This is a genomic window from Alcaligenes sp. PF14 (genome assembly GCF_037150615.1).
Classification (GTDB): Bacteria; Pseudomonadota; Gammaproteobacteria; order Burkholderiales; family Burkholderiaceae_B; genus Alcaligenes; species Alcaligenes phenolicus.
Window position 1 is genome coordinate 124,445 of sequence record NZ_JBAGRS010000008.1, and the last position, 18,539, is coordinate 142,983.

The 18,539-nt window shown below is 56.5% G+C and carries 15 protein-coding genes; 4 read left to right on the forward strand and 11 right to left on the reverse strand.

The window, feature by feature from the left end; all coding sequences use genetic code 11:
* Positions 1 to 6: 6 nt before the first annotated feature.
* Both WFM49_RS16845 and WFM49_RS16850 read right to left on the reverse strand, forming a co-directional pair.
* Positions 7 to 2,628: an AAA family ATPase gene (locus WFM49_RS16845; protein WP_336974429.1), complete on the reverse strand. Its 2,622-nt coding sequence runs from the start codon at positions 2,626 to 2,628 to the stop codon at positions 7 to 9.
* Positions 2,618 to 3,736 (reverse strand): metallophosphoesterase family protein, encoded by a 1,119-nt coding sequence (locus tag WFM49_RS16850; RefSeq protein ID WP_083053531.1) that lies wholly within the window; start codon positions 3,734 to 3,736, stop codon positions 2,618 to 2,620. The genes WFM49_RS16845 and WFM49_RS16850 overlap by 11 nt, the downstream gene beginning before the upstream one ends.
* Positions 3,737 to 3,883: 147 nt before the next feature.
* Between WFM49_RS16850 and WFM49_RS16855 the strand changes: the two genes are divergently transcribed.
* Positions 3,884 to 4,816 (forward strand): YicC/YloC family endoribonuclease, encoded by a 933-nt coding sequence (locus WFM49_RS16855; RefSeq protein ID WP_060185055.1) that lies wholly within the window; start codon positions 3,884 to 3,886, stop codon positions 4,814 to 4,816.
* A 608-nt stretch (positions 4,817 to 5,424) separates the two neighbouring features.
* Positions 5,425 to 6,186: an NAD(+) diphosphatase gene (nudC, locus tag WFM49_RS16860; protein ID WP_254499266.1), complete on the forward strand. Its 762-nt coding sequence runs from the start codon at positions 5,425 to 5,427 to the stop codon at positions 6,184 to 6,186.
* 8 nt (positions 6,187 to 6,194) lie between these two features.
* Here nudC and WFM49_RS16865 read toward each other — a convergent pair whose 3' ends face one another.
* The 6 genes from WFM49_RS16865 to WFM49_RS16890 form a co-directional block, all read right to left on the reverse strand.
* Entirely contained in the window at positions 6,195 to 6,650 is a 456-nt protein-coding gene (locus tag WFM49_RS16865; protein WP_009453901.1) for a MarR family winged helix-turn-helix transcriptional regulator, read from the reverse strand.
* Positions 6,651 to 6,721: 71 nt separating this feature from the next.
* Positions 6,722 to 7,879, reverse strand: coding sequence for an FAD-dependent oxidoreductase (locus WFM49_RS16870; RefSeq protein WP_009453900.1), 1,158 nt, complete (start codon positions 7,877 to 7,879; stop codon positions 6,722 to 6,724).
* Positions 7,880 to 7,889: 10 nt separating this feature from the next.
* Positions 7,890 to 8,882, reverse strand: coding sequence for a VOC family protein (locus tag WFM49_RS16875; RefSeq protein ID WP_336974435.1), 993 nt, complete (start codon positions 8,880 to 8,882; stop codon positions 7,890 to 7,892).
* Positions 8,879 to 9,742, reverse strand: coding sequence for an alpha/beta hydrolase (locus WFM49_RS16880; protein ID WP_336974437.1), 864 nt, complete (start codon positions 9,740 to 9,742; stop codon positions 8,879 to 8,881). Before WFM49_RS16880 ends, WFM49_RS16875 begins: the two co-directional genes overlap by 4 nt.
* A gap of 3 nt (positions 9,743 to 9,745) precedes the next feature.
* Positions 9,746 to 10,984: an MFS transporter gene (locus WFM49_RS16885; RefSeq protein WP_250755660.1), complete on the reverse strand. Its 1,239-nt coding sequence runs from the start codon at positions 10,982 to 10,984 to the stop codon at positions 9,746 to 9,748.
* Positions 10,985 to 11,154: 170 nt separating this feature from the next.
* On the reverse strand, positions 11,155 to 12,279 hold the full coding sequence (locus tag WFM49_RS16890) for an MFS transporter (RefSeq protein WP_137430429.1): 1,125 nt from the start codon (positions 12,277 to 12,279) through the stop codon (positions 11,155 to 11,157).
* A gap of 98 nt (positions 12,280 to 12,377) precedes the next feature.
* Between WFM49_RS16890 and WFM49_RS16895 the strand changes: the two genes are divergently transcribed.
* Both WFM49_RS16895 and WFM49_RS16900 read left to right on the forward strand, forming a co-directional pair.
* Positions 12,378 to 13,151: an AraC family transcriptional regulator gene (locus WFM49_RS16895; RefSeq protein WP_060185049.1), complete on the forward strand. Its 774-nt coding sequence runs from the start codon at positions 12,378 to 12,380 to the stop codon at positions 13,149 to 13,151.
* A gap of 121 nt (positions 13,152 to 13,272) precedes the next feature.
* Positions 13,273 to 14,589, forward strand: a complete 1,317-nt coding sequence (locus WFM49_RS16900; RefSeq protein ID WP_060185048.1) for a M20 metallopeptidase family protein — start codon at positions 13,273 to 13,275, stop codon at positions 14,587 to 14,589.
* A 74-nt stretch (positions 14,590 to 14,663) separates the two neighbouring features.
* Here the strand turns inward: WFM49_RS16900 and WFM49_RS16905 are convergent, their stop codons facing one another.
* From WFM49_RS16905 to WFM49_RS16915, 3 genes are all read right to left on the reverse strand, one after another.
* Positions 14,664 to 15,113, reverse strand: coding sequence for an Hsp20/alpha crystallin family protein (locus WFM49_RS16905; protein ID WP_009453888.1), 450 nt, complete (start codon positions 15,111 to 15,113; stop codon positions 14,664 to 14,666).
* 191 nt (positions 15,114 to 15,304) lie between these two features.
* Positions 15,305 to 16,837 carry a nucleobase:cation symporter-2 family protein gene (locus WFM49_RS16910; protein WP_021446606.1) on the reverse strand — a complete coding sequence of 511 codons (1,533 nt, stop codon included), beginning with the start codon at positions 16,835 to 16,837 and terminating at the stop codon, positions 15,305 to 15,307.
* A 55-nt stretch (positions 16,838 to 16,892) separates the two neighbouring features.
* On the reverse strand, positions 16,893 to 18,269 hold the full coding sequence (locus tag WFM49_RS16915; protein ID WP_009453885.1) for an 8-oxoguanine deaminase: 1,377 nt from the start codon (positions 18,267 to 18,269) through the stop codon (positions 16,893 to 16,895).
* Positions 18,270 to 18,539: the final 270 nt, after the last annotated feature.

Below are 18,539 nucleotides of genomic sequence, written 5' to 3' on the forward strand. Positions count from 1 at the left end.
AAACGCCTATTGTACGCCTTGCGGGACGGGCCGTAGCGCAACACCCATGTCCATCCACTTATCGGCCTGGCAGGTGAAAAGCAGGATCTGATGGCGTTGGGCGGCGTCGTGAATAATGCGCTTCATGGCCCCCAGGCGATCGTTGTCGCTGTGGACCAGCACGTCATCCAGAATCAGCAAGGTGGGACGGCCTGCCTGTTGCAGCAAATCTGCATAGGCAAGACGGGCGATCAGGCCGATTTGCTCGCGTGCACCAAAGCTCAAGCCGTCAATGTCGTCGGCCAGCCCTTGTCCGCTATCGCGTTGCAGCCAGCGTGGGGCCAGGTATTCGTCCAGCTCCACCCGTGCCTTGCCTAAAAGCAGACGCAGATAGTGGTTGATGTGCTTTTGCAAAGGCTCGTGCAATTGCTGGGTCAAGGCGTTGCGCTGCTCTCTTAGCACAGACAGCAACAGGCGCAAGGCCGCGACACGGCGCTCGTAGGTGGCGCAACGGCGCTGGCAGTCGTGCAGACGTAGCGAGGTCTGGTCGATTTGCTCTTCCAGGCCTTTAGCACCGTGGGTCTCCAGCTTGGTTTGAACCAGTTGCGCGGCCAGTCGGGCCTCGTTATAGCTTTGCTCCTGTTGTTGAGCGCTGCGCTCCAGACGTTGCAGGTCCTGCTCCAGAACCGAGACGGGCAAGGCGGCCAGCTCGGCTTCCAGAGCTTTTTGATCGGCCAGTTGCTGCTCGCGTTGCAAGCGCAGTTGTCCCCATTGCTGCTCGCGCTCCTGCTGCGCTTGCTGGCGTTGCGGGTCAGCCCATTGCTGTTCCAGGCTGTGAGCTTCAGCCTGGGCCTGCTCCAGACGAGCCTGGGTGCGGGCAAGGGCTTCCCGGGCATCATGCCAGTCGCTTTCCAGTGCGCGGTACTGCTGCTCGGCCATGGAGGCGGCTTGGGCGATACGGCCCAGTTCCGAGGTCTCGATGGCCTCGCCTTGCGGGCGTTGCGGGGCGATGCGTTGTTGAGCCGCCTGAACCAGACCTTGCAAATGTGCTTTGCCTTGCGGGGCCAGCGCTTTCATGGAGCTGCGTAACAGCCGGTCCTGCTGCTCTTGTTCCCGATATTGCTCGCGGCGGCGTTCCAGCTCTTCCAGGCTTTTTCCGCCCAGTTGGCCAAGCGCCTGTGCGTATTCCTGCTGGGTTTGCGCCAATTGCTGCTGCACCTTGCCCAGATCGCGGCCGCCGGGAATGATGCGCAACTGGCCCATGCCGGGAAGCTCAATCAGGGTGCTGGCGCTAAGGTGGGCGCGGTGCTGGCCCTGAATGGATGCCCCATCCAGCAACAGGCTGGCGCCGTCTTGCAGTTCGATCTGCAATTCGGTGGAAATCGTCTCAAGCTGGTGTTGTAAACGCTGAATAAGCTGGTGCTGCTGGCGTAATTGGTCCAGGGCCTCGTCGCTGATTTTCAGCTGCACCAAGGCGGCCCCGCATTGCGCCAGTTGGGTTTCCAACTTGCCCAGTTCTTCCAGTTGCCCTTGCACCTGCTGCAATTGCTGCTGCGTGCCTTCAAAGCTGGCTTGATCTTGAAACCATTGCTGCCAGGTACGGGCGCGTTCCTGCTCCTGCAGGCTGGCGTCTTTATGGCTGCGCGCCTGCTCCAGACGCTGGTTCAAACTGTTGAGCGTGCCCTGCTCTTGCTCCAGCTTGGCACTCAAGGATTTGACCTGCTCGGCGCGCTGGCTGCGTTGGCGAGCCCACTCCAGGTCGCGTTCCCCAGCTTGTTGGTAGAGCTTTTCTCGCTCGGCCAACATCTTCAGCGCCTGTTGCAGTTCCTTAGCCCGTTCCTGCAATTGGCGGGCTTGAAGTAACTGAACCTGCACTTGTTTGGCTTGCTCACGTAGCTGCTCCCACGGGCGCTTAGCCTCGGCATGGGCAATTTGCCTACGGGCCTGCGCCAGTTCGTCCACCCATTGCTGGTACTGCTGCAAGGCGGCTTGCTGGCTCTGTAACTGCTCTTCCAGCTCCTTGGCTTCTTTCTGCGCTGCCAGCCAGACGCCGCGTGGCTGTCCTTGAGCCTGGGTCACATATTGGTCCAGCTGTTGCTGGGCCTGTTCGATCAGATAATCCCCGTCTGCACTGGTCAAATCAGCGATTTCGCTACCCAAAGCCTGCTGCAAGGTGCCGCTGGCGTGCTCGACCGAGCTGCGCAAGTCCTGGCCCTGCCCTTGTTCAATCCACAAAAGGCCCGGCACGCCCCAGTTACGGGCCTGGCTGCTGCCTTTGGCGGCGTACTCAAAGCCCATTTGCTGGGCCAGGAATTGTTCGGCCTCGTCATTGTCCAGATGCTGATTGCCAATGTATAAATCGCAGCGTTTGCGCTTCAGGAAACGTTTGCTCAGTCGCATGTCCTGGCCGTTCAGGCTGAAATCCAGCTCGATTTCCGGTGCGGCTGAAGAATCACCCCAAGGCAGGATTTTTGCCAGACTACCTGTACCATAACGTTCGAAAAACACCGTGCGCAAAGCTTCGGCCAAGGTGCTTTTACCGGCCTCGTTCGGGGCGCTGATGATGTTCAGGCCCGGTTCCAGCTGGTCCAGTGAGACGGGCTGACGAAAGCGCTTGAACTGCTCGACGCGCAGGGACTTAATGTGCATGACCACCTTCCTTATCGCGCAGCAAACCGGCCAGAATCAACAAGGCATCTTCAGCGGCTTGCTGCTGGCTGCCGTGACGCAGTTCCTGCAACTGTTTCAACGCGGCTTGCAAGTAGCCATCGGCTTGCAAGGCGTCCAGATCCTCTTCAGAAGGTGCCAGACGCAAGGCCTCGCGCTGGCAGTCCCAGGCGCGGCAACGGGCTTGGGACTGCCCCAAAATACTTTCCAGACGCTCAAAACCGCTCAGGCTTAACTGACCTGATAGCTCCAGCTCGACCACGCTTTGATCGGCCAAGGCATTCAGTTCCCGCTCCAGCAGGTCCAGATCCGTGTCGTCATTCAAATGGTGCTGAATGCTGCGCCAAGGGTGTTGGGCAACCGGCAAGGCTTGAACCACAGGTGTTGCGCCCGGCTCGCTGATTTCCACCAGCAGAGCCTGGCCAGAGTCGTTATCCCGAAAGCGGTCCGGCTCGGGCGTGCCGCTGTAGTAGCAGCGCTCGTTAATTTTGACGGTGCCGTGCCAGTCCCCCAGTGCCAGATAGTCCAGTTTGGCGCGTTGTACGCGGTTTTGATCGATCAGGTTATGGCTGTCCAAATGCTCCAGCACCCCACTGACGCTGCCATGCGCCAAGCCCAGACGCCAGTAACCCGCCGGACTTTCGGCCTGATCGAACCAGTCGCTCAAGTCCTGATAAGTCTGGCGTTGTGTCAACGGCGCTGGCAGGACCGCAAGCTTGAGCTCGTCCAGCAGAAAAAGCTCCGGTGTATCAAGCACATGCACATAATCTGGAATGCAGTTCAAGCGGCGCGCGCGTGTCCAGACACTTTCGCTCAAGGCCGCGTCATGGTTGCCGGGCAGGAGCAGCCAGGGGCCGGTGAAACCCGCCATGGCATTGAAACTGCGGCGCAGATTGCGATCGCTCAGGGTTTGCGAATCAAAGACATCGCCCGCTACCACAAGCAGATCGGCGCGATGTTCGGTAGCTAGCGTTGCCAGCTTCTCAATGGCCTTGAAACGTGCCTCAGCCAGGGCGGCCGCGTCCTCCAGCTCGAAACGCGAGTACTGGCGACCTATTTGCCAATCGGCTGTATGCAGGATTCGTAGCATGACTGCCCTTAGATTTGGTAAAAAAATCGGCTCTTACAGGCCTTGAATGCCTAAAGTATAGAGCTTTGTCGCGGCGAGAGGAGCGGCCAAAGTCGGGACCTGAGAGTACAATTGGCGGCTTTATTCCATTCTTAAAGTGACCCACCCATGATCCGTAGCATGACCGCGTTTGGCAGCGCCAAGGCCGAGTCCGAAGCAGGCACCATCAATATCGAGATGCGCAGCGTCAACAACCGCTTTCTGGACCTGAATCTGCGTTTGCCCGAGGAACTGCGTTTTGCGGAGAATCTGCTGCGCGAGCTGGCCGCCCAAGGCGTACAGCGTGGCAAGCTGGAATTGCGGGTCAACTTTGCCCGTAGCGGCACGGATCAGCAACGCAGCCTGGATATGGAGGCGGTGGAACGCACAGCACAGATGCTGCAAGTGGCACGCGTGGCCATTCCCGATCTGCCTGCACCCGAGCTTCATACCTTGCTGAGCAATCAAAGCGGCAATAATTCGGGCATGGATCCCGAAATCTGGCTGCCCATGATCAGCCAGGCTTTCGAGGCGGCCTTGCAGGATTTTCAGGCGACCCGAGAGCGCGAAGGCCAGCGGCTGGCACAAGCCATGCTGGATATTCGCCAGGACATGAGCGTCATTGTGGACGAGGTCGAGCAGCACCTGCCCTCGATCCTGACGGAGCAGAAGAACAAGATTGCTACTCGCTTGCATGACGCCTTGTTGCAAGCCAGCCCGGACGGTTTTGCCCTGATTTCGGGCGAAGAGCTGTCTGCCCGCGTCGCCCAGGAAGCGGCTGTTTTCTCTCTGCGTATCGATGTGGCCGAGGAAATTGCCCGCTTGCGTTCGCATTTGACCGAGCTGGAACTGATTCTTAACGGTGATACCAGCGTGTCGTCCAACAAGAAAAGCACGCGCCAAGGCAGCACTGGCAAGCGTTTGGACTTCCTGTTCCAAGAGATGAACCGTGAGGCCAATACCTTGGGTTCCAAGGCAGGCAGCATGGACATGACGCGCGCCTCTATCGACTTGAAGCTATGTATTGAGCAACTGCGCGAACAGACCCAAAACATCGAGTAAACCAGCCAGTTCCTTATTTTCTGCCTGCCAGTATTTTTTTCAGCAGGTGCTGTCTGCTTAAACCGCGTGAAACCTCAGGTTTTATGCGGTTTTTTCAAGAAAACCGTCTTGCTCAGGCCAGGCGGTTTTTTTGTGGACTTTTCTGATCATCCTCAAACTCCCTAGGGCTATTTTTTCTGAAAGTGGTCTAGTGAAGCCAGGAATAAATACAGACGCTTTATAAGCTGCCTTAATATATAAAAATAAAATAGCGATTTTTAAAATAAAAAAATAAAACAAAAATAAGAAATGGTTTTTATAAATAATTAATCCGGTTTTAAAAGCTTAAAAACGAATCACTGGTTTTAAATAAATTCATGCTTAATTATCTGTCTGCTAATTAGGTAGCTTGCCGGTTTTGTCCTGGGATTTTCTCGACAAGGCCAGATAACACGTCACCTTTTTGACAGTTGTGTTTCTGGTTTTAAAACGGCGGATTTTTCTGGCCGCTGTCTGAACGCCCTGCTCGGCCCCTTGGGTTTTTCTCCGCTTTTTTCTGCCTCCGTCCTTCCCGTACAATAGCCAGCGCTGTGCTGCTCTTAGGCGGCTTATTAAAGGACAGAAAACACATGAATTTCATTTTTCGTGGAAATGAAATATTGGTCAGCAGCCAGGAAGGACAAGCCTTGATTCCTGCCAAACCCGCACTGGATTTAGCGCCAGCGCAATGGCATGCTCTTTTTCCAGGTGACGATTGTCAGGATTTTGCCTGCCACGTAGCGGCCGAGGCCCCGGCTCCGGATGGCTTTACCTTCCGTCACTTGCGCGGCGTGCTGTCGCAGTTGGGAGATCAAGCCAGTATGGTGAATCGGGCTTTTCAAGTCTCGGAATGGGCGCGCAGCCATCGTTACTGTGGTGTGTGCGGTTCGGCCATGGAGCGTGTGAAGCATGAACTGTGCTTTCGCTGCACCTCTTGTGGTTTCTCGGCCTATCCCCGCATCTCCCCGGCCATGATGGTACTGATCCGCGACAAGGACCGTATCTTGTTGGCCAGTCATTCCACTTACGCGACGGCGCGCTACACGGCTCTGGCCGGGTTTGTGGAAGCCGGTGAAAACCTGGAAGAAGCCATTCACCGTGAGGTTATGGAGGAAGTGGGGCTGCGCGTGGACAATATTCAGTACTTCGGCAGTCAGTCCTGGCCTTTCCCACATTCTTTAATGGTGGCTTATACCGCCGAGTACGCCGGGGGTGATCTGCGCATTCAAGCTGACGAAATCAATGACGCGCGCTGGTTTGGCCCGGGTGACGCCCTGCCCGATCTGCCCCATACAGACTCCATTGCGGGCCGTTTGATTCGGGCCAATTTACCGGGCCTGGCCAAGACTTAAAGCGTGACTCAGGTCGCTAGATGGGCGGCGACATTGCGCAGCATACGGCCCAAATCCTCGCGCTCATTCGGATTGAGCACTGACAGAGCATCATCAATCATTTCTTTGGCGGCGGGCCAGACTTGCGCATAGCGCTCACGGCCCGTTTCGCTCAGATACACACGCATATAGCGGCTGTCGTTTTCGTCCGTGCGGCGCTGCACCAATTCGCGTTCTTCCATTTGGTCAATCACCCGGCTCAAGACCGGCTGATGCACCACGATGGCCTTGGCAATTTCCCCGATGCTGCGCCCGTCCTTATCCCACAGGTACTGCAAGACCCGAAAGTGCACATAGGTCATATTGTGTTCACGCAGGGTGGTCGATCTTAGCGTTTGGTCCAACTTGTAGATAATGTTGGCCATCTGGAAGGCCAGATTGGTTTCTACGCTGCTGTCAGGGATGGAGACGGGAGTTTTGCTCATAATGCCTTGGGAGAGTCAATCCTGCGCTTGTCGCTCCATGAAATCGGAGCGACAAGCGGACCGTCAGTATACTAGCAGAGCTCTGCCTGGACGGTTCCCGTAGGCGTGTGACTGGCAGCGCGGAAAATCTGCGCGTAGCTCCAGGGATTGGCCATGGCAGAACGCACGACCTGAGTACGCACGGCATCGGGCAAGGCGCTGATCTCACCATATAGACAGGACCACTTCTGGCAGTGCTCTACAATCTCGCGCTCGTTGTTTTCCCAGGCTTCCAGGGCTTCGGGGATATCGCGGGCATCCTGCACCTTTTCCAGGAACGTGGCCAAAGCCAGGCCATTTTGCATGGCCATGCCCCCACCCTGCCCCAGGTTCGGCGGTTGAGCGTGGGCGGCGTCGCCCAAAATCGCGGTACGGCCACTGGACCAGGTTTTGCAGCGCGTCACACTGTAACGACCCCAACTGACCGGGCCATCTGCGCGTTCAATCAAGTGTGCCCAGTGTGGGAACAAGGCAGACCAGTATTCCTTGTCGATCTGGACATTGCTGGCACGCACATCGTCGTACGGGCACGTTAAGGCCAGATAGGTTTGGGTTTCGCTGACGGGCGTAATCAGCAAGCGATGCAGACCGTTCCAGTTCTCGATGTATTTTTGAGCGTCTTGCTCCGGAGTGTCGTCTGGCTTGCGGGTGATCATGGTACGCAAGGCCCCTTCACGGGTTTGCTCGTGCACCAGTTCCAGACCCAGAGATTGGCGGATGCGCGACCAGATACCATCGGCACCTACGACCAGATCAGCACGCAGACGCTCGCCCGAGGCCAATTGAACTTCCCCGCGTGCGCTGGCGGCGATGACTTCCACATTCGTGCGTACCTTTACGCCAGCGCGTTTGCCCGCTTGCTCCAGGGATTTCAGCAGTTGCGAGCGCATCACGGTAATCAGACGGCGATCGGGCGGTGTGGGGCCGCAATCAATGACCTCGTTATTCAGATCGCGCTGCTCAAAGTGACTACCGTAGAAAGCGCCTTCAATCGCTTGCTCGTACGCTCCCAGGGCTTTGAGAACGCGCAGGCCGTTTTCCCAGATATAAATACCGGAGCCATTGGCGCGCAATTCAGACTGGCGCTCCAGCACAGTGACATCCCAGCCGCGTTGAGCCAAAGCGGCGGCGGTTGCCAAACCACCCAGGCCACCGCCTGCGATCAAGGCACTTAGTTTTTTATCGGACATGCTGGTTTCCTTAAACTTGCGCCCACAAAGGCAAAGAGTGATTGCTATCCAGAACACGTTCGCCAGCCAGAGTCACGTACCACTCGCTGAGCAGACCATCCGGGTCACGCAAGAAGAAAGCGCGCTTCCAGGGCAGGTTCACATCGTGAACGGGAGTGATGTTCCGGGCTTTCAGGCGCTCCAGTGTTTGTTCCAGATCCTGGACGCCGGCCAGCTCGAAACTGCCATGCGAGAAGGAGGCTTCTTCATCACGTACCAGGATCAGGCTGTAATCATAATTGGCCAGACCGGCACGCAAGTAGACAACCTGCTCGTTTTCATAAACCACTTCCAGACCACCGACCTCGGTATAGAAGCGGCGCATGGCATTCAACTGAGCGGTACGCAGCACGGCATGGGTGACTCGACGTGGTTGTACCGGGGCGTCGGCGACTGTTTCCAGAATGGGGTTGGAGTCGTAGCGGCCTTCGGTAAAAGGCTCCTGGCCTTCAGGATCCCAGCGACTGGTCAGCAATTCCATGGGGCCGCCCAGCACGCTGCGCCAGTCTTTAATGGTGTCGCAGTAGAACTCGTTGTAGTTGCCATCGGGGTCAAACATATAGACGCTATGGGCAACCTGATGGTCCACTGTCATGTCAATGTCGCGCCCTTGCTCTTTTGCGCGCTTCCAGCCGGCAACCAGTTCAGCTTCGTTTTCCAGCTCCCAGGCCAGGTGATTCAGACCGGGCTTCAGCCCAATTGTGCCGGGCAGTTGCAGCAGACCGTCACGGCCATACCGGTTCACGCCTTTGGTCGTTTCCATCATGCCCAGATCATGGGGCGTGTGGCCGGTGCCCAAAAAGGTCGCCACCAGATCCGGTTCGGTAAATTCCACTTTCAGGCCGCAGACCTGGCTGTAAAAATCTTCACCGCGTTGCAGTTCGTCAACCCACAGGTTGACGTGGCCCAGACGGCGGGGCTCAAAGCACGCGGTTTGGATGGAGTGGGAAGTTGCTTGTGTCATAGTCTCTTCTCCTGGGTATGACGATTCATGGCCTGCAACACGGCTAGCGTCAATGCGCTGTCGCTCTGCTCCAGATCCATCAAGACGTTGAAATGATTACGGTTTGGCACGGCCATGCTTTGCACCAGGCAGCCCGCCAGCTCGCATTGCCGGGCGTAGTGACGGCTTTGTTCTTGCATGACGGCAGGCTCCAGTGCCCCCCAGGCCACCAGCACGGACGTTCCCCTTGCTGGTGGGTGCAAGGCCGGGCTATAGCGTTGGGCTTGTTCTTCGTTAAGCTGCAGCCAGTCATTCACGGCGGTCTGCAAGAGGGGATGCAAATCCATGACGCCGCTGATAATGCTGGCGCTGTGGATCAGACGTTGTTCACGTCGGGTATCGGCCGCCAGCAACATGCCGCTTAAATGGCCCCCTGCCGAGCTGCCACTAATATGAATACGCTGCGGGTCGCCATTAAATTGCGTCGCGTGCGCGTGGACCCATTGCAAGGCGCGTTCGCATTGCGCCACGATCTGCGGCAGGCGGTAAGCCGGAGCCAAGCCATAGTCCAGGCAAATCACCGTGGCACCGGCGGCATGCAGGCTTTGCGCCATCATGGCCGAGTCATCCTTGGACAACATGCGCCAGTAGCCCCCATGAATGAACAGGTAAACCGGGGCGCCAGCTTGGCTGGCCGCATAGATATCCAGTTTTTCTGTCGGGTCATCGCCATAGGCGTGGGTGCTGAAACAGGCTTCCAGAGCTGCACGGGCCCGTTCACTGGCCTGCTTGTAGGCGGCCATCTCAGCGTCAAAATCAGCCACCGAGGCCTGGAGCCGGTATTGCTCCAGGTCTGCTGGATCGAAAACAAGTTTGTTCATTGCTTATTCCGCCTGCGCCGAAGGCAAGCGATTCAAGAGGAGGAAACCGATGAAAACCAGCACTTCCAACGCCAGGAAGCTGCCAAAGGCCCAGATGTAGGAACCAGTCAGGCTCAGCAAGAGGCCCAGCAGGGACGGCGCGACAAAGGTGGCGAACACACCGCCCATTTCGGCATAGCCAGCAGCGCTAGGGCCCAGGTTCACGCCATAGCGCTCCCCCACGTAGCTGAAAATGGCGCCACCATGAAAGACCCCTACGCCACAAAGAATGGCCACGATCAGCAGGCCGTTGTAGGGCAATGCCTGCCAGGCAACCAGAACACAGGCGCTGGCCGCCAGAATGGTCAACCACATGCCCACACGCATTACCCCAACACGGGTGAAGCGATCGCTGACATAACCGCCCAGAATCAGGAAGAAGACTTGGGACAAGCCCATGATGGTGCCGAACAAGGGAGCCTGTTCGGGGGCCATTTTCTGCACATCAATCAGCGCTGGAATCAGCCAGGTCGCGGTTGCCGCAACCGAGAACAAAGCCCCAAAAATGGCCAGAATGCCTACCCAGATCCAGGGGCGTGCGGCGATGGAGCGCAACACACCGGCATCGGTTTTGATCTTGTCGTGTGGATCTTGATAAGGACCGGCGCGTACCACCAGCTGCGTGATCAAACAGGCACTTAAGGTCAGCCCGCCCAGGACCAGGAAGAAAGCACGCCAGCCATGGGCCATGGCGTAAGGCAAACCCAAGGCAAAGTCCAGGGTAATGGCCAGCGAATAGGCGGCCAGAATAATGCCCAGCACCAGACCCTGGCGGCGTGGCGCAAACCACTGCATGACGATTTTCATGGACCCGACCCAGACTGCAGAGTCAAAAAAGCCCACAACCAGACGCAGTAAAAATAGCTGCGTGAAATCCTGTGCCTGAGTCTGCAGCAGCATCAGCAAGCCGCTGCCACCCAAGCCAATCAGGTACAAACGGGCCGAGCTCATGGAGCGACCACGTGGTGCCCAGAACAACATGCCCAGTGCAAACGAGACACCGAAAGCACCCTGCACCAGCCCGGCTTGCGCGGGGCTCAGTGACAGGTCTGCCGAGACAATTTTGATAACAGCTGCAAAGCCGTAAAAGTCGGCCGCCAGGCACATTTCGCCCATCACGGCCATCAACAGCATGAGCAAGGCCACTGTGCCGCGTGGCTTGACCTTGTCGAGCGGATTGCCCATAACCCCCTGTTCCACCATGTCATCCTCTCCTTTTGGATAAATGTTCAAGCTGAGTGTTTGTCAGGCACACTCTTCAATTGCTTTAAACATGAAGGATTATGGTGATTTGGCTTAATCTATGTCAATACATATGTATTAGTATATACCCTATGATGAGGCGGCTTACGAATGGCGTATCAGGGTTTTTCTCAAGCCTTTTTCAGGGGCAAGGCCAGGCAAATAGCGGCCAGCACAGCACAAACAACACTCACGTCAGCCAGACTCCCCCACCAGGCCGACAAGGCCAAACCGATGCCTAGCAACAGGCTGTACATCAGGCCAAAGACAGCACCTGCCTTCCCTGCCACCGAGCGATAGTCCTGCAAGGCAGCCGACAAAAGATTGGGGATGGCGATGGCGTAGGCCAATGCCAGCAACATGGCCGGCAGCAGGAAAATCAGATGTGTTCCCGCCAACTCCAGGCCGGTAGCCGCCACGGCCAAAATCAAAATCCCCCGCCACACCAAATGCCGGGCACGGTGTCCTGCCGCCAGCCAGCGGCGATTCAGAAAAGCGCCCATAAAGGTTCCGGCAGCCAGTAAAAGGCCGGCCACCATCATGGGACGGTTATCGGAGCCCAGGCCTTCCAGCAGGAAAGGTGCCCATTGGTAAAAGGAAAAAATCGTGACGTTGAACAGAGCCACCAGCATGGCGGACTGCCAAATTGCCGGGTCACGCAGCAAGCGGAACAGCACATTCACCATGCTGGCCTGGCTGTGTTGAAGCGGGCGGGTTTCAGGAAGCTGAAACAGGCAAGCGGCAAACAAGATCAAGGCCAACACGAACAGTCCCAGAAAGACGGGCATGAGATTTGCGCTTGTTGTCAGAGCGACGCCCATTGCCAGACCTAACAAGGGGCTTAATGCCAGAGCGGCACCTATGGTGCCAAAGATCCTGGCCAGATCTTCTGCCTGGTAGCGATCGCGCAACATGGTTTGTACACCGATCGAGCCGACCGCCGCTCCAAATGCACTGATCATGCGGGCAGCCAGCAAAACACCGAAGCTGGGGCTGAACACAGCCAGCAGGCAGCCCAGGCCATAAACCGTCAAACCGGCCAGAACAGCGGGCCGACGCCCGGCCTTGTCGCATAGCCAGCCCCAGAACAGCACGCCTGCGGCAAAGGCTATGAAGTAGACCGATAAGGTCTGCCCGGCGCGGCTGGCCGACACGGAGTAACTGTCGGCGATCAGGGGTAAAGCCGGGCTATAGGCGGTTTCCACCACCTGTGGAAACATGATCAAGGCGATCATCAAGAATAGGAAACGAGACATGCAAACCACACTGAATTGGGAAAAAAGAATCAGCGTAAGTCTGGCTGGATTTTTCTATTACAAGTATTCTGATAAAAAACCAATGAAATCGGACAATCATGCCTTGGTTAGATGCTAGTGACCCCTTTCCCGACCTGACAGATCACCATGTATTGGGTATTGCTGCCCGTTTGGCGCAACATGATTCCGGCCTGCATCAGCACCCCTGGGGCCAGATCCTGTACACGCACAGCGGTTGCATTACTGTCACCCTGGATCAGCAATTGTGCTTGTTGCCACCGGGACGCTTGATCTGGATCCCTCCCTTGCTGCTCCATCAGGCACAGATGAGCGAGCAGGTGGATTACCGATCGGTGTATCTGGACCCGACTCATTACCCTGACTTGCCCTCTCAGGTTCAACTACTGGCGGCGAACGATTTGCTGACTGCCGCGCTGGACCGTATTGCCCAAGCTGATTTGGACGAGGACTGGGATCAGCCGCCGGGCCATCATGTGATGCTGGTCTTGCTTGATGAGCTGCAACGGGCGCCCGATCAGGCTTTGTTTCTGCCCTTGCCGCTTGATAGCCGCTTAAGACAAATTCCCTTGGACAGCCTGCCTCCCGCTCTGAATGAATTAGCCAGCTATCTGGGCGCCAGTGAAAAAACCATCAGCCGCCTTTTCAAGCGAGATACTGGTCTGAATTACCAGCAGTGGAGACAACAGTGGCGTTTGCTTAAGGCGATCGAGCAGCTTTCTATCGGGGGCCGTGTCACCCGGTTAGCTTCAGACTTGGGCTTTGCCAGCGACAGCGCTTTTATTGCCTTTTTCAAGGAACAGACGGGCCTGACTCCCGGCCAATATGGTCGCCAGAAGCGCTATTTTGATTAGACAGTAATGGGCGAGTGCACCCGGGGGTTCTAGTTAGTGGAAGTGTCAATAATTACTCCGTTCACTGTATATACCGGTGCTATGATCAGTCGCTATTACTACTAAAAAGAGAGGAGACTGTATGAAGCATTCATTGCGCCTGAGTTTGTTGGCAGCGACATGTTTAATGGCCGGTACCGCGTTGGCGCAAGCCAGCAATCCCATCATGGATACTGCATTAAGCAAGGCCGACGCCTTGGAGCAGCAGGTTATTGAGTGGCGTCGTCATATTCACCAGAATCCTGAGCTGTCTTATCAAGAGCACGATACGGCGGCGTATATCAAAGCCGCTCTGGAAACCATGCCCGGTTATCAGATCCAGACCGGCATTGCTCAAACCGGCGTCAAGGCAGTATTGAAAGGTGGCAAGCCTGGGCCAGTTGTGGCCTTGCGAGCCGATATGGATGCCCTGCCCGTGCAGGAACGTAATGATTTGCCCTTCAAGTCTGTCGCCAAAGGCACTTGGCAAGGCAAGGAAGTGTCGGTATCGCATGCTTGCGGCCACGACACCCACGTTGCCATGTTGTTAGGTGCGGCCAAGGTCTTTTCGGATATGCGCGACGAACTGCCTGGTACGATTGTGTTGCTGTTCCAACCAGCTGAAGAGCAAGGCCCTGGCAAACCGTTAAGTGGTGCTAACGCGATGATGGCTGAAGGCGTGCTGGATCAACCTAAAGTGGATGTAGTGATGGGCCAGCACATTGGTCCTTCCTACCCTGCCGGCAGTATTGGCTACCGTCAAGGCAGCTTGATGGCCAGTGGCGATGTGTTCTCCATCTCTTTGGCAGGTAAAGGTGGCCATGGCTCCTCTCCCTGGAGTGCTGCCTCTCCGGTTGTCGCTGCAGCTGAAACCGTTGTGGCCTTGAACAACATTATCGCCCAGCGTACCAATCCCCAGGACGGCACTACTGTCGTGACGGTAGGTTCGTTGCAAAGCGGTAATCGCCCCAATGTTCTGCCGGAAAGTGCCGATATCAGTGGTACGGTGCGCTCCCTGTCCAAGCAAAACCAGGCAACCGCACATGAGCTGATTCAGCGCTACGCGCAAAACATTGCTGCGAACCACGATTTGAAGGCCACTGTGCGTATCGATACTGGCTACGAAGTTTTGGTCAGCGATCCTAAGGCTACCCAAACTGTGATTCCTGCTCTGGAGCTGGCAACGGACGGGATTGGGGCCAAGGAAGTTGCCCCTGGTATGGGCTCCGAGGACTTCGGCGCCTTTGGCAAGAACGTGCCCGTGGTTTTCTGGCGTCTGAATGCCTCGACATATTCCGACAAGATGGGAGCACCTAACCATTCGCCTGAATTCATGATTGATGAAAAGGCTTTGCGCATCGGTACTCGTGCTTTAGTGGCCAGCTCTTTGACTTATATGATGGATCACAAAAAACCGTAGCCTCTTGATGGTTTCAGATGGAGAACAAAAAAACCGCGCCGTAAATGGCGCGGTTTTCAATTTAACAAGCTTATTTAGCGGATTTCCAGCTTCTTGGCCCCTGTTCCACTCTTTTTCTTGGGCAGAATCAGCTCCAGTACGCCGTTTTCGCATTTGGCGCTGGCCCGGGACTCGTCAATATCCTGCGCCAGGCTGAAGCGACGTGTCTGCACCCCGTAATAGCGCTCACTACGCAAGACCGTATCGCCGTCCTTTTCTTCCTGAGTCCGACGGCTTTCCACGCGGATAGAAACCACATTGCCTTCGACGCTGACATGCACGTCTTCCTTGTTGATACCTGGCACTTCCGCGCTGACTTGATAGGCCTCTTCGCTCTCGCTGACATCCAGACGAATGGCGGGCGGTGTATTTCCGGCCAGGGAGCCGACAACAGGAACGCGTCGGAAGATGTCTTCAATATCTCGCCACGTGTCCAGGCCCGCCAGATCACCAAACGGATTAAAACGTGTCAAATTATTTGCCATGCTTGATCTCCATTTTTCCTTTGCTGAGCCCTGCTGCAATGGAAGGCGTGGGCTCGATCGCCTACATAAAAAGAGATGAGGCTAGTTCCCGATATTTCAAGTGCTTAGCTAAAAAAAACCGCCTTGCTCCCTAAAGAGACAAGGCGGCCAAAGGTACGATCTTATGTTCTTTTAGCAATGTTTCTACTTGTTCAGGTACTGCTTAAACTCGGTTTCGTGTGCAGCACAGGGGCCTGTTCCGGTGCGGAGTGCTCATCAGCAATAATCGGGATCTCCTTGCCGTCCTTGTCCATGACCTTGCCGTTTTCAACATAGTCCCCTTCGTTCAGATTGGCCACGTCCGAGACCCGCAGATAGCGGCCTCCACCCGCAGCAAACACAGAGGGCTGATCCGGATTGCCCAAGGTGAAGTGGTTGAACAACAGGTTCAGCACAATCGCCACCAGGGCAGCCGAGCTGATGCCGGAGTGGAAAATCGTCGCAAACCAGGTTGGGAAGTGCTCGTAGAACTTGGGAGCCACGATAGGAATCATGCCGGCGCCGATAGCGGTGGCGACGATGATCAGGTTCATATTGTTTTCGTAGTTCACCTTGGCCAGCGTACGGATACCGCTGGCCGCGACGGTGCCAAACAGGACCATACCCGCGCCACCCAGTACCGCGGGTGGGACAGCGGCAACCAGACGGCCCATGATGGGCAGCAAGCCCAGTGCGATCAGAATCAGGCCACCAAAGGCTACGACGTAACGGCTTTTCACGCCGGTGACCGCCACCAGACCGACGTTCTGGGCAAAGGCACTTTGTGTGAAAGAGCCAAATACAGGGGCGATCAGGCTGGAGAGCATATCGGCACGCAGGCCATCACCCAGACGACGAGCATCCACTTTGGTTTCAATAATGTCGCCCACGGCCAGAATGTCGGCCGAAGTTTCCACCAGCGTCACGATGATCACAATGAACATGGAGATAATCGCGGCAGTCTGGAAAGTGGGCATGCCAAAGTGGAACAGGCTGGGCAAGGCAAAGACCTCGCCTTCGCTGACGGCAGAGAAATCTGCATGGCCCATGGCGACGGCAATGATGGTGCCGATAATAATGGCCAGCAAGATAGACAGGCGGGAGATCGTGGCGCTGCCCAGCTTGCTGAGCAAGAGCACGATCAGCAAGGTCATGGCGGCCAGGGAAATATTACCTACGCTACCAAAATCCGGTGCGGAAGGATTACCGCCCATGGCCCAGAATGCGGCCACTGGCATCAAGGTCAGACCAATAGTCGTAATCACGCAGCCCGTGACTAAAGGCGGGAAGAACCGGATCACCCGTGAAAAGACCGGCGTAATCAGCAGCCCTAGCAGGGACGCGACAATGACTGCGCCAAATACGGCTGGCAAACCGCCGCCCGTACCCAAAATGGCGATCATGGTGGCTACGCCAGAAAACGATACCCCTTGAACCAGCGGCAGACGGCAGCCGAAAAACGGCACGCCCAGCGTTTGCAGCAAGGTCGCCAGGCCGCCCATGAACAAGCAGGCGGTAATCAGCAAGCCGGTTTCATTGGCAGGCAGGCCAGCGGCCTCGCCAATGATCAGGGGTACGGCAATAATGCCGCCATACATGGTCAATACGTGTTGAAAACCGTAGGCAAGATTCGCGCCCAGGCCCAGATTCTCGTCTTCGGGGCGCTGCGCAGTCGCTGCACCCGTCGCCCTTGTAGGTGTTGTCATTGTTTGTCTCCGAAAATAGATAGGCAGGGCTCTAGGGGCCCTGTCACTACCGAACTCAAGCTGTCGCTACGGTATCCAGTACCTTGTCGCGCAAACGACGCGCAGCGGCTTGATGGCGTTGCATCAGGTCTTGCAAATCAATGCCGCAGGCTTGGCCGTCAATCACGCGCCACTGGCCGGCGACCATCACGCGGTCGGCCCGGTCTGCGCCGCAGAGCAGCAAGGCCGCCAAGGGGTTCTCAGCGCCGGAAAAGCGCAATTCATCCAGGGTGAACAAGGCCAGATCGGCCTGCTGCCCGACGTTCAGGCCACCAATGTCCTCGCGACCCAAACAACGGGCCGAGCCTTGAGTCGCCCAACGGATAACGGCTTGATGGGTAACCTGGCCCGGCTCGTAGCGCAGCCGGCCCAGCAAGAGTGCCTGTCGCATCTCTTGAGCCAGATTGGAGTGATCATTGGAGGCCGAGCCATCTACGGCCAGCCCCACGGGTGCACCAGCGGCTTCCAGCTCGATGGTGCGGCACAGGCCGCTGCCCAAGACCATATTGGACGAGGGACAATGGGCAATACCTGTGCCTGCCCGGCCCAGACGCTGGATTTCTTCGTCGTTGAAGTGAATGCCGTGTGCCAGCCAGGTGCGATTGCTTAACCAGCCCTGCTGATCCAGATAGTCCAGTGGACGCATACCAAAGAGGCGCTCGCAGTAGGCAGTTTCGTCGTCTGTTTCAGCCAGATGCGTATGCAGGCGTACGTCCTCGCGTTCGGCCAGCTTGGCGCTTTCGCTCATCAACTCGCGGCTGACAGAGAAAGGCGAACACGGAGCCAGGGCCAGCGTGATCATCGCCCCATCCTCGCGTTGGTGATATTGGCGAATCAGGCGCAGGCTGTCGTCCAGAATGGTTTGTTCGTCCTGTACGACGTTTTGCGGGGGCAAGCCTCCCTGATCCCGGCCCACACTCATGGAACCACGGGTCAATGCGGCGCGTACACCCAGGCGTTGAGCGGTTTCAGCCTGGCAATCAATGGCATGTTGCAAGGCGCCCGAAAACACATAGTGGTGGTCAGCCACCGTCGTACAGCCCGACTGCAACAGTTCCACCATGGCCAGCTCGCTGGCCACCTGCATTTGCTCGTCGTCCAACCCGGCCCACACGTCATACAAGGTGGTCAGCCAGGGGAACAAGGGTTTGTTCAGCGCTGGGGTATAGGCCCGTGTCAGGGTTTGGTAAAAGTGATGATGCGTATTCACCAAACCGGGCAGCAAAACGTGCCGGGAGGCATCCCAGCTTTGGTCGTAAGCCTGCTTGGGCTGCTGACCGGCGGCCACTTTTTCGATAATGCGGCTATCTTGCACCAGTACGCCACCGGCAGCTTGTGCATCTGAACAGGCCAGTGGATTGCGAATCCACAGGATCGGGGAACGGCTAGTCATTATTGTGTCTCCTGCGTTTTATTGCTTTTTATTGTTGTCAGTTCGACTAGCCGACTTATATACCTGCTGTGATAAGGGTTATTTAGAGCCAGGCCTTAGCCGTGCCCTTTTTCGCTCCAAGCCTTGAGTCCTGCTAGGCCATTCAGGAACTCTTATGCCTTCTATAAGGTTTGTCGTATAGAGAGCAGCCCGTTTTTTTACGGTATTCCGGGACATAAAAAATTTGCTCAAAATCAGGATTTATCCTCTGGACAAAAACCTGGGACTATT

Excerpts from the sequence above, each read along its gene's own strand:
- WFM49_RS16845 (WP_336974429.1), bottom strand. The coding sequence starts at position 2,628 with ATGCACATTAAGTCCCTGCGCGTCGAGCAGTTCAAGCGCTTTCGTCAG.
- WFM49_RS16850 (WP_083053531.1), bottom strand. The coding sequence starts at position 3,736 with ATGCTACGAATCCTGCATACAGCCGATTGGCAAATAGGTCGCCAGTAC.
- WFM49_RS16855 (WP_060185055.1), top strand. The coding sequence starts at position 3,884 with ATGATCCGTAGCATGACCGCGTTTGGCAGCGCCAAGGCCGAGTCCGAA.
- nudC (WP_254499266.1), top strand. The coding sequence starts at position 5,425 with ATGAATTTCATTTTTCGTGGAAATGAAATATTGGTCAGCAGCCAGGAA.
- WFM49_RS16865 (WP_009453901.1), bottom strand. The coding sequence starts at position 6,650 with ATGAGCAAAACTCCCGTCTCCATCCCTGACAGCAGCGTAGAAACCAAT.
- WFM49_RS16870 (WP_009453900.1), bottom strand. The coding sequence starts at position 7,879 with ATGTCCGATAAAAAACTAAGTGCCTTGATCGCAGGCGGTGGCCTGGGT.
- WFM49_RS16875 (WP_336974435.1), bottom strand. The coding sequence starts at position 8,882 with ATGACACAAGCAACTTCCCACTCCATCCAAACCGCGTGCTTTGAGCCC.
- WFM49_RS16880 (WP_336974437.1), bottom strand. The coding sequence starts at position 9,742 with ATGAACAAACTTGTTTTCGATCCAGCAGACCTGGAGCAATACCGGCTC.
- WFM49_RS16885 (WP_250755660.1), bottom strand. The coding sequence starts at position 10,984 with ATGGTGGAACAGGGGGTTATGGGCAATCCGCTCGACAAGGTCAAGCCA.
- WFM49_RS16890 (WP_137430429.1), bottom strand. The coding sequence starts at position 12,279 with ATGTCTCGTTTCCTATTCTTGATGATCGCCTTGATCATGTTTCCACAG.
- WFM49_RS16895 (WP_060185049.1), top strand. The coding sequence starts at position 12,378 with ATGCCTTGGTTAGATGCTAGTGACCCCTTTCCCGACCTGACAGATCAC.
- WFM49_RS16900 (WP_060185048.1), top strand. The coding sequence starts at position 13,273 with ATGAAGCATTCATTGCGCCTGAGTTTGTTGGCAGCGACATGTTTAATG.
- WFM49_RS16905 (WP_009453888.1), bottom strand. The coding sequence starts at position 15,113 with ATGGCAAATAATTTGACACGTTTTAATCCGTTTGGTGATCTGGCGGGC.
- WFM49_RS16910 (WP_021446606.1), bottom strand. The coding sequence starts at position 16,837 with ATGACAACACCTACAAGGGCGACGGGTGCAGCGACTGCGCAGCGCCCC.
- WFM49_RS16915 (WP_009453885.1), bottom strand. The coding sequence starts at position 18,269 with ATGACTAGCCGTTCCCCGATCCTGTGGATTCGCAATCCACTGGCCTGT.